This window comes from Pseudomonas botevensis (assembly GCF_019145475.1).
In the GTDB taxonomy this organism is placed as follows: domain Bacteria; phylum Pseudomonadota; class Gammaproteobacteria; order Pseudomonadales; family Pseudomonadaceae; genus Aquipseudomonas; species Aquipseudomonas botevensis.
In genome coordinates this window covers 55,097-71,383 of sequence record NZ_JAHTKI010000025.1, presented here as the reverse complement: position 1 = coordinate 71,383, position 16,287 = coordinate 55,097, and the positions used below count along the sequence as shown (strand labels likewise).

Here is a 16,287-nt window from a genome sequence, read left to right as displayed (position 1 = left end):
AGCACTTGCTATTGCGCCTGGAGCACTTCGTCCGCCCGGCCGCCCGCCTGCTGGATCACCAGATGAATGAAGTGCAGTTTGGCAATCGCCGGGGCCGGCAGCACGAACGGGTAGAAATCCGGCTGGCCCATGCTGCGTGACAGCTCGTTGAGCATCCCCGCCAGCTCGATCCACGCATTGACGAACGACAGGAACGCCGCGCCACCAGGGTGTTCCGGGTCGTACAGGGTGCTGGTCGGGAATGGCTGGTAGTCGAAATCCAGCTCCCGCGCGCTCATGCCGAAACCCAGCGCGGTGTCCACCGCGTCCATCATGTGCAGGTAGTGCGCCCAGGTTTCCGCCCAGTCTTCCCACGGGTGCATGGTCGCGTAGGCGCTGACGTAGTGTTGCGGCCAGTCCTGCGGCGCGCCGTGCTGGTAGTGGCGATCCAGTGCCTCGGCGTAACTGGCGCGCTCGTCGCCAAACAGATGGCGAAACCCTGTGAGCCACGGGCCGTTGGCGATCAAGCGATCCCAATAGTAATGCCCGACCTCGTGGCGAAAATGCCCGAGCAACGTGCGATAGGGTTCATGCATCTGCGCCCGCACCTGCTCGCGGTGGGCGTCGTCGGCCTCGGCGATGTCGAGGGTAATCAGGCCGTTGGCGTGGCCGGTCATCGGTGCGTTGCCCTCAAGGTCGATTCCGATGAAATCGAACGCCAGACCCGTTGCTTCGTCGACGGTTTTCGCCACGACCGGCAAACCGAGCGTAATCAGTTGCGCGATCAAGCGACGCTTGGCGATCTCGACCTTGCGCCAGCGTTCAGGATTTTGCGCAGCGGACAGGTCGGGAATGGTGCGATTGAGGCGGCAGGCGATACACAGGCTGTCGGCGGCGTCGGCCGGTAGCAGCCAGTTGCAGGCGGCGGGCGTGTCGAGGTTGGCACAGCGGCGGAACAGTCCGGCATCGGGATCGACGTCGAGCGTCCATGTGCCTTCCTGAGGCCCTGGTTGCAACGAACTGAGGCGACTGTGTTCCGGTTGATAACCCAGGAATGCCTCGCAGGCCAGGCACTGGCTGTTGCGAAAAAACAGCGACTGACTGCAGCGGCACGGCCAGACTTTGCTGTTGCGCGAAGACTCGCCCATGAACGGCGCGACGATGCGGGAACTCAGCTGCTCGAAAAAGCGGTGCATGGCGATCTCTCCCTGGGGCTTGCCAAGACTAGATCATCCTCGTGCGCCGATCGTTCCACGCACCGCGTCGCAACGATCGATCAGACCGCGAGACCATGCCCTTTCAGGAAGGCAATGAACGCCTCTTCATCCATGACCTTCACACCCAGCTCATTGGCTTTGGTCAGCTTCGAGCCGGCACCGGGGCCTGCGACCACGCAATGGGTCTTGGCCGACACCGAGCCCGCCACCTTGGCCCCAAGGCTCTCCAGGTGTTCCTTGGCGACATCGCGGCTCATCAGTTCGACCTTGCCGGTCAGCACCCAGGTCTCCCCTGCCAGCGGCAAGCCTTCGACGACTTTTTTCTCGCTCTGCCAATGCATGCCGAAATCGATCAGTTGCTTCTCGGCGTCCTCGGCAAGTTGCCGATGCTCCGCCAAGGCAAAGAACTCGCGGACCGAATTGGCCTGCTTCTCCGGCAACGCCTGGCGCATATCGAGCCAGTCGGCGTCGAAAACGCCCTTCAGCGTAACGAATTTATCTGCCAGTTTCTGCGCCCCGCCAGGGCCGACCGACGGGATGTGAAGCTTGTCGAGGAAGCCACCGAGGGTGGTGCTGGCGGCGAACTCGGCACCCAATTCACCCTGATCCTGAATCTGCAAACCGTGCCCCAGCAACTCGGTAATCACCTGTTGGTTGTGGGCGTCCTCGAAGAAGCTGTGAATCTCGTGCGCCACTTCCAGGCCGACGTCCGGCAGGTAGGTCAGCACTTGCGGCAACGCGCGCTGCACACGCTCCAGCGAACCCAGCGAGCGCGCCAGCACTTTGGCGGTTTCCTCGCCGACGTCGGGAATCCCCAGCGCATAAATGAAGCGCGCCAGACCCGGCGTCTTGCTGTCGGCGATCGCTGCCAGCAGTTTGTTGCTGGAGACTTCGGCAAAGCCTTCGAGGTCGACGATATCGTCGAACTTCAATGCATACAGATCCGCCGGGGAACTGACCAGACCCTCGTCCACCAGTTGCTCGACGCTCTTGTCGCCGAGGCCTTCGATGTCCATCGCGCGGCGGGAAACGAAGTGGATGATCGCCTGCTTCAGTTGCGCACCACAGGCCAGTCGACCGACGCAGCGATACACCGCGCCTTCGCTGATGGTTTCCTTGCCCTTGCTGCGTTTGACAAGTTGCGTGCGCTCGACATGGGAACCGCACACCGGACAACGCTCGGGAATCTGCACCGGCCGCGCATCTTCCGGGCGACGCTCGGTGACAACCTGCACAACCTGCGGGATCACGTCACCCGCGCGGCGGATGATCACCGTGTCGCCGATCATCAGGCCCAGGCGCGCCACTTCGTCCATGTTGTGCAACGTTGCGTTGGCAACAGTGACACCGGCAACCTTGACCGGTTTCAACCGCGCCACTGGTGTGACCGCACCGGTGCGACCGACCTGGAATTCCACGTCGAGCAATTCGGTGAGTTCTTCCATGGCCGGGAATTTGTGGGCGATGGCCCAGCGTGGCTCGCGGGCGCGGAAGCCCAGTTCACGCTGGTCGGCGATGCTGTTGACTTTGAACACCACACCGTCGATTTCATAGGCCAGGGCGTTACGCCGTTCGCCAATATCGCGGTAGTAATCCAGGCATTCGCCGATGCCTTTGGCCAGTTTCAGTTCGTGACTGATCGGCATGCCCCAGGCCTGGAGCTGCTTGAGGTTGCCGATGTGCGTGTCGGAAATATCGTGGGAAACCTGGCCGATGCCGTAGCAGCAGAACTCCAGCGGACGATTGGCCGTGATCTTCGAGTCCAGCTGGCGCAGGCTGCCGGCGGCGGCGTTGCGCGGGTTGGCGAAGGTCTTGCCGCCGACTTCCAGTTGCGAAGCATTGAGGCGCTCGAAACCGGCCTTGGACATGAACACTTCGCCGCGCACTTCGAGCGTCGCCGGCCAGCCTTCACCGTGGAGCTTGAGCGGGATGTTGCGCACGGTGCGCACGTTGACGCTGATGTCCTCACCGGTGGTGCCGTCACCGCGCGTGGCGCCGCGCACCAGCACGCCGTCCTGATACAGCAGACTGACCGCCAGGCCATCGAGCTTCGGTTCGCAGCTGTATTCCACCGCCGCGCCACCGCCGAACAGATCGCCAGCCGGCAGATCCAGACCTTCGGTTACCCGACGGTCGAACTCGCGCATGTCGGTTTCTTCGAAGGCATTGCCGAGACTGAGCATCGGCACTTCATGACGCACCTGAGTGAACGCCGTGAGCGCCACGCTGCCGACACGCTGGGTCGGCGAATCGCTGGTAACCAACTCCGGGTTGGCCGCCTCAAGTGCCTTGAGCTCGTGGAACAACCGGTCGTACTCGACGTCCGGAATACTCGGCTCATCGAGGACGTGATACCGGTAGTTGTGCTGATCGAGTTCAGCGCGCAGCTCTAGAATGCGGGTATTGGCGGCGGTCATGGGTGTTCTCTCATAAAGCAAAAGAGCAGCCGAGGCTGCTCCTATCTCATTACATGTTTTGAATCAAAAAATCGCAGCCGGGTTCCACTCGTCGACTCCTGTGAGGGCCACGGCTGCGATCTCTGACCTCAGCGCTTCTGGGTCAGGGCGCGACGTTCGAATTCGACGATGCGCTGGCGGTAGTGTTCGATGGTCTGCGCGGTCAGGACGCTGCGCTGGTCATCTTTCAGTTCGCCGTTCAGCTCCTGGGAGAGCTTGCGGGCCGCCGCCACCATCACGTCGAAGGCCTGCTTCGGATGACGCGGGCCTGGCAGGCCGAGGAAGAAGCTCACCGCCGGCGTGCTGAAGTGGTCGATGTCGTCCAGGTCGAAGATGCCCGGCTTGACCGCATTGGCCATCGAGAACAGTACTTCGCCGTTGCCGGCCATGCTTTCGTGACGGTGGAAAATGTCCATCTCGCCGAAACGCAGACCGCTTTCCAGGATGTTCTGCAACAGCGCCGGGCCTTTGAAGCCAGCCGGATCGCGGCAGATCACGCTGATTACCAGCACTTCTTCGGCTTGCGGCTGATCCTTGTCGCTGACCATTGGCGACGGCTTGGCGTCCTCGACGAAATCATCGTCACGACTGCTGAAGCTCGGGCCGCCGTCCAGATCCAGATCGAGGTTCAGGTCGCCCTGGGCCGGACCGTTGCCGCCACGCTTGCCACGCTTGGAGCCGGATTCGCGAGGCTCGCGCGCCTCCCGTGGCTCACGGGCCGGCATGCTCACCGACGGCAGATCATGCTCGTCCAGTTGCGGTTCCTTGTGTGTATCCAGCACGCGGGACGGGCCCAGCAACTCGGCGTTGCTGTCCTCGTCGGGCAGGTTGGACAGACTTCGGTCAAGACGGAATTTCAGTTTTCCCTTGCCGCCGCGCATACGGCGCCAGCCATCGAAAAGAATACCGGCTATCACAATGATGCCGATGACGATCAGCCACTCGCGCAGACCGATTTCCATTAATCCCGTGCCTCTATAAAAAATGCTGAAAAATAAGGGGTTTACATTGTGCAAACCGCTTTAAAACGTGGCGCCAACTCTATGTTCTGACAGGCGTTTTGCCCACGTATACGAAAAATTGACATTAAACTAGCACGACCAAAGACAACTTTACACCGTCTGTCTCATCGGCTTGCGCGAATATGTCGATTGGCCAGTAAGTCGAAGCTGGTAAAACAGTCCTACAGACTACAAATACCTTTCCGACACCGCGCCGGCTCAGGCATCCACCATCGCCATCGCCTCCTCGACATCCACGGCCACCAGTCGCGAACAACCCGGTTCATGCATCGTTACCCCCATCAGCTGATCGGCCATTTCCATGGCGATCTTGTTGTGGGTGATGTAGATGAACTGCACGGTCTGCGACATCTCTTTGACCAAGCGTGCGTAGCGTCCAACGTTAGCGTCATCCAGTGGCGCGTCAACTTCATCGAGCATGCAGAACGGCGCCGGATTCAATTTGAAGATCGCGAAAACCAGTGCCAGTGCGGTCAGCGCTTTTTCGCCGCCGGAGAGCAAATGGATGGTGCTGTTCTTCTTTCCTGGCGGCCGCGCCATGATCGTCACCCCTGTATCGAGTAGATCTTCGCCCGTCAGTTCCAAATACGCGCTGCCACCACCGAAAACTTTCGGGAAAAGTGCCTGTAAACCGCCGTTGATCTGATCAAAGGTATCCTTGAAGCGGTTCCGGGTTTCCTTGTCGATCTTGCGGATGACGTTTTCCAACGTCTCCAGCGCTTCCACCAGATCGGCGTCCTGGGCATCCAGATAACGTTTACGCTCGGATTGTTGCTGGTATTCGTCGATGGCCGCGAGGTTGATCGCACCCAGGCGCTGAATCCGCGCGTTGATGCGTTCGAGTTCGTCTTCGGCTTCGCGTTCACTGGCCTCCGGGGTCAGCGTGGCGAGTACGCCGTGCAAGTCGTAGCCGTCTTCGAGCAACTGATCCTGCAAGGCCTTGCGGCGCACGGTCAGGGCTTGCCATTCCATGCGTTGCTGTTCGAGCTGACCACGGATCAGCTGCGATTGCTGCTCGGCCTGGGTCCGGCGCTTTTCCGCATCACGCAGTTCGCGGTCGGCATCTTCCAGGGCGATTTGCGCAGTCTTGAGTTCTTCGTCGACGCTCATGCGCTTGTCGAGCAACTCTTCAAGTTTGAGACGCAGCTCTTCCAGCGGCGCCTCGCCCTCCTCCAGATTGAGGTTCAACTGCTCGCGTTTTTCAGTCAGGCGTTCGGCCTGCATTTCCAGGCGCTCCAGCGCCTGACGGGTGGAGTCGTGCTGAGCGCGCAGCGAACCCAGGCGCACCGCCAACTGATGGGCGTGATCCTTGTGCTGTCGCGCTTCCTGACGCACGCGGTCGAGGCGTTCGCGCAGGCTGTCGCGCTGGGCCAGCAGCAACTCGCGCTGCTCGGTGTCGACGGCCATGGCATCGAGGGCGTCCTGCAACTGCATCCGCGCCTCGCCGATGTGCTCGTGCTCCAGCGCACGCTGTTCGCCGAGCTCGACCATCTCTTCATCGAGACGGGTACGACGCAGGTTCAATTGCTCGGCCTTGGCCTTGCCGGCGGACAACTGGGCTTTCAACTCGCCCTGCTGACGCGCTTCATCCTGCAGCAGCCGACGCAAATGTTCGCGGCCGTTTTCCTGCTGGCGCTGTTGCGCACGCAGGGTCTGCAAACGGGTTTCCATGGCCTCGACGGTGGCTTCGCGCTCTTCGCGCTCCAGTTGCAGATCCTGGATTTCCTGGCCACGGGCGAGCATGCCGCTTTCGGCCTCGCTGGCGCGACGTACCCGCAGGAAGTGTTGGCCGACCCAATAACCGTCGCGGCTGATCAGGCTCTGCCCGGCGCTCAACTGACCGCGCAGGGCCAGTGCCTGCTCAAGGCTGTCGACCGGTTTGACCTGAGCGAGCCACGGCGACAGGTCAACCTGCGCCTCGACCTTGTCCAGCAGACTGCCCGGCACCCGCACGCCATCGCTGCCCGGGCTGAGCAGGCGCAGATCGCCCTGGGAGAATCCGGACAGATCGAAGCCGGCAAAATCATCCACCAGCACCGCTTGCAGGTCGGCGCCGAGTACGGTTTCCACCGCCAGCTCCCAGCCCGCCTCGACCTTCAGGCCTTCGGCCAGACGCGGACGCTCGGCGAGGTTGTGTTCACGCAGCCACTCGGCGGTGCCGGTGCCCGGATCGAGCGCCGCTTGCTGCAAGGCTTCCAGCGACGCCAGGCGACCGTTGAGCCGCTGCAGATCACCCTGCGCCTGCTGCTGCGCGGTCAGCGCCTGCTGCAACTCCTGGCGCAGTTGTTCCAGTTTTTCGACCTGGGCCTCTTCGCTGGTCTGCAAATCCTCGAGCGTCGCTTCGGACTCGGCGAGCTGTTCGCTGAGTTCCATGATCGCCGCGTCTTCCGGATCCGCCGACAGCAACGCGCGCTCTTCACCCATCCGCCGCTGGCGCTCGGCCAGACGTTCCATGCTGGCTTCCAGTTGCTGGATGCGCGACTGCTGCACTTCGGCCTGACGACGCGGCTCGGCGGCGGTCAGGTTGAAGGTGTCCCACTGCTCCTGCCAGCCGTGCATGGTCAGTTCGGACTCTTCGAGGGCGGCGGCGGCTTCTTCAGCGGCGGCGCTGGTGACTTCCTGCTCGGGGGTGAGCATGTCCAGCTCTTCGCCGAGGGTCAGCAGCAGCGTGCGGTCGTGACCGAGATGGGACTCGGTTTCCAGGCGCGCACGCTCGGCTTCTTTAAGATCGTCCTGCAACTGACGCAAACGTTGCTGGCCGTGCTGGATGCTCTGTTCGACCCGGGCGATGTCGCCGCCGACCGAATAGAAGCGGCCCTGCACCAGGTTGAAGCGTTCGGACAGGTCGTGGTGCCCGTCACGCAGGCGCTCAATGGCCGCATCGGCGTTGCGTTGTTCGGCGACCAGCGCTTCGAAACTGATTTCCTGGGTGCCGATGATCGATTCGCGCTGGGCGACCTGCTCGTTCAGATCCTGCCAGCGCAGGGCCGACAGTTGCGCCTTGAGCTGCCGCTCCTCGGCTTTGTATTCCTGATACTTCTCGGCGGCCTGGGCCTGGCGGTGCAGGCGTTCGAGCTGGCGTTCGAGTTCTTCGCGCAGGTCGGTCAGGCGGGCGAGGTTTTCGTGGGTGCGGCGGATACGGTTTTCCGTTTCGCGCCGACGCTCCTTGTACTTGGAGATTCCCGCCGCTTCTTCGATGAAGTTGCGCAGATCCTCGGGCTTGGCCTCGATCAGCTTGGAGATCATCCCCTGCTCGATGATCGAGTAACTGCGCGGCCCCAGGCCAGTGCCGAGGAAGATATCGGTGATGTCCTTGCGGCGGCACTTGGCGCCGTTGAGGTAATAGCTGTTCTGGCTGTCGCGGGTGACTTTGCGGCGAATCGAGATTTCCGCGTAGGCGGCGTACTCGCCGATCAGTGTGCCGTCGGAGTTGTCGAACACCAGTTCGATGCTCGCCTGGCTCACCGGCTTGCGGCTGGTCGAGCCATTGAAGATGACGTCGGTCATCGACTCGCCACGGAGGTTCTTCGCCGAACTTTCGCCCATCACCCAGCGCACGGCGTCGATGATGTTCGACTTGCCGCAACCGTTCGGCCCGACGACCGCCGCCATGTTACTGGGGAAGTTCACCGTGGTCGGGTCGACGAAGGATTTGAACCCCGCCAGTTTGATGCACTTTAGCCGCACGTTCAGGCCGCCGTCAGGGCGGACACCACCAGATCGCAACTGCGCTGGGCGTAAGCCGTCAGCACGATGCGGATCTGCGGCAAATCACGGGCGAGCACAGCGGCGAGCAGGCGCTCGAACAGTTCGAGGAACTCGCTCATCTCGGCCTTGCGCTGCTCCAGAGCGAGGAAATACGCGCGGCTCATGGCCGGTTGCAGGTTCTCGACGGTTTCCTGCAGATAAGGGTTGTTGGCGAACGGATACGCGGCGCGCATCACATTGAAGCTGTCGTCGACGAAGGTACGGATGTCCTGGCGCTCGTAGCTGGCGGTCAGACGCTGCTGGATCTGCACGAACGGCGCCATGTCGGCCTGAGTCTGCCAGCCGTTGGCGACCGCGTTGCCGAGCAGGATGTACAGCTCGCTCATCAACGTACACAGGCTCTGAACCTTGTGCGCCGTCAGTTCGGTGACGTGGGCGCCACGACGCGGCAGGATCGCGATCAGGTGACGGCGTTCGAGGATCAGCAGGGCCTCGCGAACCGAACCACGACTGACATTCAGCGCCAGCGTGACCTTCTGTTCCTGGATGCGCTCTCCCGGCTTCATTTCGCCGCGAATGATCCGCTCGGCGAGGTGGTGGGCGATTTGCTCGGCGAGGCTGTCCGGCGCCTTGAACGTCATGGTTGTCCTTCAAATTCTTCGATCTGCACAAGCGGCGCAGTGTAGCGCAATGCGCGTTCATGGCGGAGTGCCCGCACAGCGGTTTTTGGCACGAATCCCGCAAAAAAGCAGGAGTTCGATAGCGGGTCAATACTCAAGAGACGAGCTGTTGATCGACGAAATGAGTTTTCTTGACCTTTAAGTCAGAAAATCATTGACCGAAAAGTCAGAGCTGCTAAATTCGGCTCACGTCGGTTAACAACAATAATGAATCTGCGAGGCCTTCCGTGATCCAGTTTTTACTAAACCAGGAACTCCGTAGCGAGCACGCCCTGGACCCGAACCTGACCGTGCTCAATTACCTGCGCGAACACGTGGGCAAGTCCGGCACCAAAGAAGGTTGCGCCAGCGGCGACTGCGGCGCCTGCACCGTGGTGGTCGGCGAGTTGCAAACGGATGACGATGGCCGCGAACACATTCGCTATCGCAGCCTCAACTCGTGCCTGACGTTCGTCTCGTCGCTGCACGGCAAGCAGTTGATCAGCGTCGAAGACCTCAAGCACAAAGGCGAGCTGCACAGCGTGCAGAAAGCCATGGTCGAGTGCCACGGCTCACAGTGCGGCTTCTGCACCCCCGGTTTCGTCATGTCGCTGTTCGCCCTGCAAAAGAACAGCGACGCGCCGGATCACCACAAAGCCCACGAAGCGCTGGCCGGCAACCTCTGCCGCTGCACCGGCTACCGACCGATCCTCGCCGCCGCCGAACAATCCTGCTGCGGCAAACAGCCGGATCAGTTCGACGCCCGCGAAGCCGAGACCATTGCCCGCCTCAAGGCCATTGCACCCACCGATATCGGCGAACTCAACAGCGGCGACAAACGTTGCCTCGTGCCGCTGACCGTAGCCGACCTGGCCGACCTCTACGACGCTTATCCACAGGCCCGCCTGCTGGCCGGCGGCACCGACCTGGCGCTGGAAGTCACCCAGTTCCACCGCACCCTGCCGGTGATGATCTACGTCGGCAACGTCGCCGAAATGAAGCGCATCGAACGCTTCGACGATCGCCTGGAAATCGGCGCCGCCACCGCCCTCTCCGACTGCTACGAAGCGCTCAACGCCGAGTACCCGGACTTCGGCGAACTGCTGCACCGCTTCGCCTCCCTGCAAATCCGTAACCAGGGCACCCTCGGCGGCAACATCGGCAACGCCTCGCCGATCGGTGACTCGCCACCGCTGCTGATTGCCCTCGGCGCGCAGATCGTGCTGTGCAAGGGCGAAACCCGGCGCACCCTGGCTCTGGAGGATTACTTCATCGATTACCGGGTCACCGCGCGTCAGGAAAGCGAATTCATCGAAAAGATCATCGTCCCGCGCGCCAGCGCCGAGCAGCGTTTCCGCGCCTATAAGGTGTCAAAACGCCTGGACGACGACATCTCCGCCGTCTGCGCCGCGTTCAACCTGCGCGTGGAAAACGGCGTGATCCGCGACGCCCGCGTGGCCTTCGGCGGCATGGCCGCGATCCCGAAACGCGCGGCCCACTGCGAAGCCGTGCTGCTCGGCCAGCCGTTCAACAACGCCGTGGTCGAACGCGCCTGCGCCGCGCTGGGCGAAGACTTCACGCCGCTCTCGGACTTCCGCGCCAGCAAGGAATACCGCCTGCTCAGCGCGCAAAACCTGCTGCGCAAATACTTCATCGAACTGCAAACACCGCACATCGAGACTCGGGTGACCGCTTATGTCTAACCATCACGCCGTAGAGAAGACCCAGGCTGAATTGGCCGAGCTGTTCGCCAAGGATCTGACCACCGGTGTCGGCCGCAGCGTCAAGCACGACAGCGCCGCCAAGCATGTGTCCGGTGAAGCGCAGTACATCGATGACCGCCTGGAATTCCCCAACCAGTTGCACGTCTACGCGCGGCTGTCGGATCGCGCCCACGCGAAGATCATCAGCATCGACACCCGGCCGTGCTACGCCTTCGAAGGCGTGCGCATCGCCATCACCCACGAAGACGTACCGGGCCTGAAAGACATCGGCCCGCTGCTGCCGGGTGATCCGCTGCTGGCCATCGATGACGTGCAGTTCGTCGGCCAACCGGTACTGGCCGTGGCTGCGAAGGATCTGGAGACCGCACGCAAGGCCGCGATGGCCGCGATCATCGAATACGAAGATCTGGAGCCGGTGCTCGACGTGGTCGAAGCCCTGCGCAAACGCCATTTCGTGCTCGACAGCCATACCCATCAGCGCGGCGATTCGACGTCAGCGCTGGCCACTGCCGAACATCGCCTCCAGGGCACGCTGCACATCGGCGGCCAGGAACACTTCTATCTGGAGACTCAGATCTCCTCGGTCATGCCGACCGAAGACGGCGGCATGATCGTCTACTGCTCGACCCAGAACCCCACCGAAGTGCAAAAACTGGTGGCGGAAGTGCTCGACGTGTCGATGAACAAAATCGTCGTCGACATGCGCCGCATGGGCGGCGGTTTCGGCGGCAAGGAAACCCAGGCCGCCAGCCCGGCGTGCCTGTGCGCAGTGGTCGCGCACCTCACCGGCCAGCCGACCAAGATGCGCCTGCCACGGGTCGAAGACATGCTGATGACCGGCAAGCGTCACCCGTTCTACGTCGAGTACGACGTCGGCTTCGACAGCACCGGACGCCTGCACGGGATCGCCATGGACCTGGCCGGCAACTGTGGCTGCTCGCCGGACCTGTCGGCCTCGATCGTCGACCGGGCGATGTTCCACTCGGACAACTCGTACTACCTGGGCGACGCGACCATCAACGGTCACCGCTGCAAGACCAACACCGCGTCGAACACCGCTTACCGTGGCTTCGGCGGCCCGCAAGGCATGGTCGCCATCGAAGAAGTGATGGACGCCATCGCCCGTCACCTGAACCTCGATCCGCTGGCGGTGCGCAAGGCCAACTACTACGGCAAGACCGAACGCAACGTCACCCACTACTACCAGACCGTCGAGCACAACATGCTCGAAGAGATGACGGCTGAACTGGAAGAAAGCAGCCAGTACGCCGAGCGTCGCGAAGCGATCCGCCGCTACAACGCCAACAGCCCGATCCTGAAAAAAGGCCTGGCGCTGACCCCGGTGAAATTCGGCATTTCCTTCACTGCCAGCTTCCTCAACCAGGCCGGCGCGCTGATTCACGTCTACACCGACGGCAGCATCCACCTGAACCACGGCGGCACGGAAATGGGCCAGGGCCTGAACACCAAGGTCGCGCAGGTGGTGGCCGAAGTGTTCCAGGTGGAAATGGATCGGGTGCAGATCACCGCGACCAACACCGACAAGGTGCCGAACACCTCGCCGACCGCCGCCTCCAGCGGTGCCGACCTCAACGGCAAAGCCGCGCAGAACGCCGCCGAAATCATCAAGCAGCGTCTGGTGGAATTCGCCGCACGGCACTACAAGGTCAGTGAAGAAGACGTCGAATTCCACAACGGTCACGTGCGGGTACGCGACCAGATCATGACCTTCGAAGCGTTGATTCAACTGGCGTATTTCAATCAGGTATCGCTGTCGAGCACCGGGTTCTACAAGACCCCGAAAATCTATTACGACCGCAGCCAGGCCCGTGGCCGGCCGTTCTACTACTTCGCCTTCGGCGCGGCGTGCTGCGAAGTGATCGTCGACACCCTCACCGGCGAGTACAAGATGCTGCGCACCGACATCCTCCACGACGTCGGCGCCTCGCTGAACCCGGCCATCGACATCGGCCAGGTCGAGGGCGGCTTCATCCAGGGCATGGGCTGGCTGACCATGGAAGAACTGGTGTGGAACAACAAGGGCAAGCTGATGACCAACGGCCCGGCCAGCTACAAGATCCCGGCCGTGGCGGACATGCCGCTGGACCTGCGGGTGAAGCTGGTGGAGAACCGCAAGAACCCGGAAGACACGGTGTTCCACTCCAAGGCTGTCGGCGAGCCGCCGTTCATGCTCGGCATCGCCGCGTGGTGCGCGATCAAGGATGCGGTGGCCAGCATCGGCGACTACAAGCATCAACCGAAGATCGACGCCCCGGCGACCCCGGAGCGGGTGTTGTGGGGTTGTGAGCAGATGCGCCAGCTCAAGGTTGTGAAAGCGGTCGAGGCTGAAACCGAGCTGGCTCCGCTCTAGACCGAGGCGCGGCCTTCGCGGGCAAGCCCGTTCCCACAGGGGAATGCGGGCTTGCCCGCGAAGAAGCCCGAACAGACAACAACGATGTCGAGGTGAACATGTACAACTGGATCGACGCCCTCGCCGACCTGCAGAATCAGGGCGAACCCTGCGTTCTGGTGACGATCATCGAAGAGCTCGGCTCGACGCCGCGCAATGCCGGCTCGAAGATGGTCGTCAGCGCCCGCCAGACGTTCGACACCATCGGTGGCGGGCACCTGGAATACAAGGCCATGCAGATCGCCCGCGAGATGCTCGCCAGCGGCAAGCAGGACACTCATCTGGAGCGTTTCAGCCTCGGCGCCAGTCTGGGCCAGTGCTGCGGCGGTGCCACGGTGTTGCTGTTCGAACCGATGGGGCAGGTGCAGGCACAGATTGCCGTGTTCGGCGCCGGCCATGTCGGTCGCGCCCTCGTCCCCCTGCTCGCCAGCCTGCCCTGCCGCGTGCGCTGGATCGACTCGCGGGAAGAAGAATTCCCCGAGCAGATTCCCCCCGGCGTACGCAAGATCGTCGCCGAAGAGCCTGTGGATGAAATCGACGACCTGCCCGCCGGCAGCTATTGCATCGTCATGACCCACAACCATCAGCTGGATCTGGAACTGACTGCCGCGATCCTCAAACGCAACGACTTCACCTGGTTTGGCCTGATCGGTTCGAAGACCAAACGCGCCAAGTTCGAACACCGCTTGCGTGACCGGGGCTTCGACCCCGCCGTCGTGCAGCGCATGCGCTGCCCGATGGGGATCGGCGAAGTCAAAGGCAAGTTGCCGGTGGAAATCGCCATCTCCATCGCCGGCGAAATCATTGCCACCTATAACGCCAATTTCGGCCAGCACACCGCCAGCGCCGAACCGATTGCCAAGCTGCTGCCCGTTTCCCGGCGCAATCAGGCCGTCAGCCTGAAAGCGTCAAACTGATTAGCCTCACAGATAGAGAACAACCATGCCTCTGACTCGCAAAGCCTACCGCGCCGCCATCCTGCACAGCATTGCCGACCCCGCCGAGGTCGGCATCGACGCCTCCTACGAATATTTCGAGGACGGCCTGCTGGTGGTCGATGACGGCAAGATCAGCGCCCTCGGCCACGCCAGTGAACTGCTGCCGACCCTGCCGGCGGACATCGAGATCAACCATTACCAGGATGCGCTGATCACCCCGGGCTTCATCGACACCCACATCCACCTGCCGCAGACCGGCATGGTCGGCGCCTACGGCGAGCAATTGCTGGACTGGCTCAACACCTACACTTTCCCGTGCGAAAGCCAGTTCGGTGACAAGGCCCACGCCGACGAAGTGGCCGATATCTTCATCAAGGAACTGCTGCGCAACGGCACCACCACCGCGCTGGTGTTCGGCAGCGTGCATCCGCAATCGGTGAACTCGTTCTTCGAGGCCGCCGAAAAACTCGACCTGCGGATGATCGCCGGCAAGGTGATGATGGACCGCAACGCGCCGGATTATCTGACCGACACCGCCGAATCCGGCTACCTCGACAGCAAGGCGCTGATCGAACGCTGGCACGGCAAGGGCCGCCTGCACTATGCGGTCACCCCGCGCTTCGCCCCGACCAGCACCCCGGAACAGTTGACGCTCGCCGGCCAGTTGCTCACCGAGTACCCGGATCTGTACATGCAGACCCACATCAGCGAGAACCTCAAGGAAATCGAGTGGGTCAAGGAGCTGTTCCCGGAGCGCAAGGGCTATCTGGACGTCTACGACCACTACCAACTGCTCGGCGAGCGCTCGGTGTTCGCCCACGGCGTACACCTGTGCGACGACGAATGTGCGCGTCTGGCCGAGACCGGTTCAGCGATTTCGTTCTGCCCGACTTCGAACTTCTTCCTCGGCAGCGGCCTGTTCAACCTGCCGATGGCCGAGAAGCACAAACTGAACGTCGGCCTGGGCACCGACGTCGGTGGCGGCACCAGTTTTTCGCTGCTGCAAACCCTGAACGAAGCCTACAAGGTGATGCAGTTGCAGGGCGCGCGGTTGAGTCCGTTCAAGTCGCTGTACCTCGCCACCCTCGGCGGCGCGCGGGCACTGCGTCTGGAAGACAGGATCGGCAACCTGCAACCGGGCAGCGATGCCGACTTCCTGGTGCTGGACTACAACGCCACGCCGCTGCTGGGCTACCGTCTGAAACAGGCCAACAACATTGCCGAGACGCTGTTCGTGCTGATGACCCTGGGCGATGACCGGACCGTGGCGCAGACCTATGCGGCGGGTGCGCTGGTGCATCAGCGCTGAGTTTTCCCGAGGCATAAAAAATCCCCCGGTACTGTTCAGTCCGGGGGATTTTTGTTGCCTGTCGGATCGCATTGGTGGGCAAGCCCACCAGGGCTCAGAGCTTGGCTACCGGGCGTCCCGGTTTCTTGGTCTGCAACAAGTGCGAGAACACTGCGTGCAGATCGTCCGAAGCGCTTTCCTCGTCGAGGTTGAGCTTGCTGTCGATGTGGTCCATGTGATGCATCATCAGATCCACCGCCAGCTCGCCGTTGCGCGCCTCGATGGCGTCAATCAACTGGGTGTGCTCGTCGTAGGAACAGTGAGAACGGTTGCCGCTTTCATATTGGGCAATGATCAGCGAGGTCTGCGAGACCAGGCTGCGCTGGAAGCTGATCAACGGCGCGTTTTTCGCCGCCTCGGCCAGTTTCAGGTGGAATTCGCCCGACAGACGGATGCCGGCACCGCGATCGCCACGGGAGAAGCTGTCGCGCTCGTCGTTGACCATCTGCCGCAATTCGGCGATCTGCTCGGCGGTGGCGTGCTGCACCGCGAGTTCAGTGATCGCACGCTCCACCAGACGGCGAGCGAGGAACACCTGACGCGCCTCCTCGACGCTCGGGCTGGCAACCACCGCGCCACGGTTCGGCCGCAACAGCACCACGCCTTCATGGGCCAGACGCGACAGCGCGCGGCGAATGATGGTGCGGCTGACCCCGAAGATTTCCCCCAGCGCTTCTTCGCTCAACTTGGTGCCGGGCGCCAGGCGCTGTTCGAGGATGGCCTCGAAGATGTGCGCATAGACGATATCGTCCTGGGTTCCGCTGCGGCCGGCTTTGCCTGCTCGCGGTTGTTTCTTGAGGGGTTGCAACTGTTCGTTCATGGGCAC

10 protein-coding genes are annotated in these 16,287 nt (G+C 62.3%); 4 read left to right on the top strand and 6 right to left on the bottom strand.

Going from position 1 to position 16,287, the window contains the following annotated elements; genetic code table 11:
* Window positions 1-8 precede the first annotated feature (8 nt).
* The 5 genes from KVQ74_RS24975 to KVQ74_RS24955 form a co-directional block, all read right to left on the bottom strand.
* Window positions 9-1,175, bottom strand: coding sequence for a zinc-binding metallopeptidase family protein (locus tag KVQ74_RS24975; RefSeq protein ID WP_217834029.1), 1,167 nt, complete (start codon window positions 1,173-1,175; stop codon window positions 9-11).
* A gap of 80 nt (window positions 1,176-1,255) precedes the next feature.
* On the bottom strand, window positions 1,256-3,613 hold the full coding sequence (gene ligA / locus KVQ74_RS24970; protein WP_217834028.1) for an NAD-dependent DNA ligase LigA: 2,358 nt from the start codon (window positions 3,611-3,613) through the stop codon (window positions 1,256-1,258).
* A gap of 128 nt (window positions 3,614-3,741) precedes the next feature.
* On the bottom strand, window positions 3,742-4,614 hold the full coding sequence (gene zipA, locus KVQ74_RS24965; RefSeq protein WP_217834027.1) for a cell division protein ZipA: 873 nt from the start codon (window positions 4,612-4,614) through the stop codon (window positions 3,742-3,744).
* Between the two features lie 258 nt (window positions 4,615-4,872).
* Window positions 4,873-8,361, bottom strand: coding sequence for a chromosome segregation protein SMC (gene smc / locus KVQ74_RS24960; RefSeq protein WP_217834026.1), 3,489 nt, complete (start codon window positions 8,359-8,361; stop codon window positions 4,873-4,875).
* Window positions 8,362-8,363: 2 nt separating this feature from the next.
* Window positions 8,364-9,023, bottom strand: coding sequence for a GntR family transcriptional regulator (locus tag KVQ74_RS24955; RefSeq protein ID WP_217834025.1), 660 nt, complete (start codon window positions 9,021-9,023; stop codon window positions 8,364-8,366).
* Window positions 9,024-9,289: 266 nt separating this feature from the next.
* On the opposite strand from KVQ74_RS24955, the gene xdhA reads away from it, so the two are divergent.
* From xdhA to guaD, 4 genes are all read left to right on the top strand, one after another.
* On the top strand, window positions 9,290-10,744 hold the full coding sequence (gene xdhA / locus KVQ74_RS24950) for a xanthine dehydrogenase small subunit (RefSeq protein ID WP_217834024.1): 1,455 nt from the start codon (window positions 9,290-9,292) through the stop codon (window positions 10,742-10,744).
* Window positions 10,737-13,136 (top strand): xanthine dehydrogenase molybdopterin binding subunit, encoded by a 2,400-nt coding sequence (gene xdhB / locus KVQ74_RS24945; RefSeq protein WP_217834023.1) that lies wholly within the window; start codon window positions 10,737-10,739, stop codon window positions 13,134-13,136. Before xdhA ends, xdhB begins: the two co-directional genes overlap by 8 nt.
* 98 nt (window positions 13,137-13,234) lie before the next feature.
* The gene (xdhC, locus tag KVQ74_RS24940) at window positions 13,235-14,092 is read left to right on the top strand and encodes a xanthine dehydrogenase accessory protein XdhC (protein WP_217834022.1); all 858 of its coding nucleotides are present in this window, start codon (window positions 13,235-13,237) and stop codon (window positions 14,090-14,092) included.
* 25 nt (window positions 14,093-14,117) lie between these two features.
* Window positions 14,118-15,422, top strand: a complete 1,305-nt coding sequence (gene guaD, locus KVQ74_RS24935) for a guanine deaminase (protein WP_217834021.1) — start codon at window positions 14,118-14,120, stop codon at window positions 15,420-15,422.
* Between the two features lie 94 nt (window positions 15,423-15,516).
* Here guaD and KVQ74_RS24930 read toward each other — a convergent pair whose 3' ends face one another.
* Window positions 15,517-16,281, bottom strand: a complete 765-nt coding sequence (locus tag KVQ74_RS24930) for a GntR family transcriptional regulator (RefSeq protein WP_217834020.1) — start codon at window positions 16,279-16,281, stop codon at window positions 15,517-15,519.
* Window positions 16,282-16,287 lie beyond the last annotated feature (6 nt).

Bases quoted from the DNA above. Each gene is read 5' to 3' on its own strand.
- KVQ74_RS24975 (WP_217834029.1), bottom strand. From the start codon at position 1,175: ATGCACCGCTTTTTCGAGCAGCTGAGTTCCCGCATCGTCGCGCCGTTC.
- ligA (WP_217834028.1), bottom strand. From the start codon at position 3,613: ATGACCGCCGCCAATACCCGCATTCTAGAGCTGCGCGCTGAACTCGAT.
- zipA (WP_217834027.1), bottom strand. From the start codon at position 4,614: ATGGAAATCGGTCTGCGCGAGTGGCTGATCGTCATCGGCATCATTGTG.
- KVQ74_RS24955 (WP_217834025.1), bottom strand. From the start codon at position 9,023: ATGACGTTCAAGGCGCCGGACAGCCTCGCCGAGCAAATCGCCCACCAC.
- xdhB (WP_217834023.1), top strand. From the start codon at position 10,737: ATGTCTAACCATCACGCCGTAGAGAAGACCCAGGCTGAATTGGCCGAG.
- xdhC (WP_217834022.1), top strand. From the start codon at position 13,235: ATGTACAACTGGATCGACGCCCTCGCCGACCTGCAGAATCAGGGCGAA.
- guaD (WP_217834021.1), top strand. From the start codon at position 14,118: ATGCCTCTGACTCGCAAAGCCTACCGCGCCGCCATCCTGCACAGCATT.
- KVQ74_RS24930 (WP_217834020.1), bottom strand. From the start codon at position 16,281: ATGAACGAACAGTTGCAACCCCTCAAGAAACAACCGCGAGCAGGCAAA.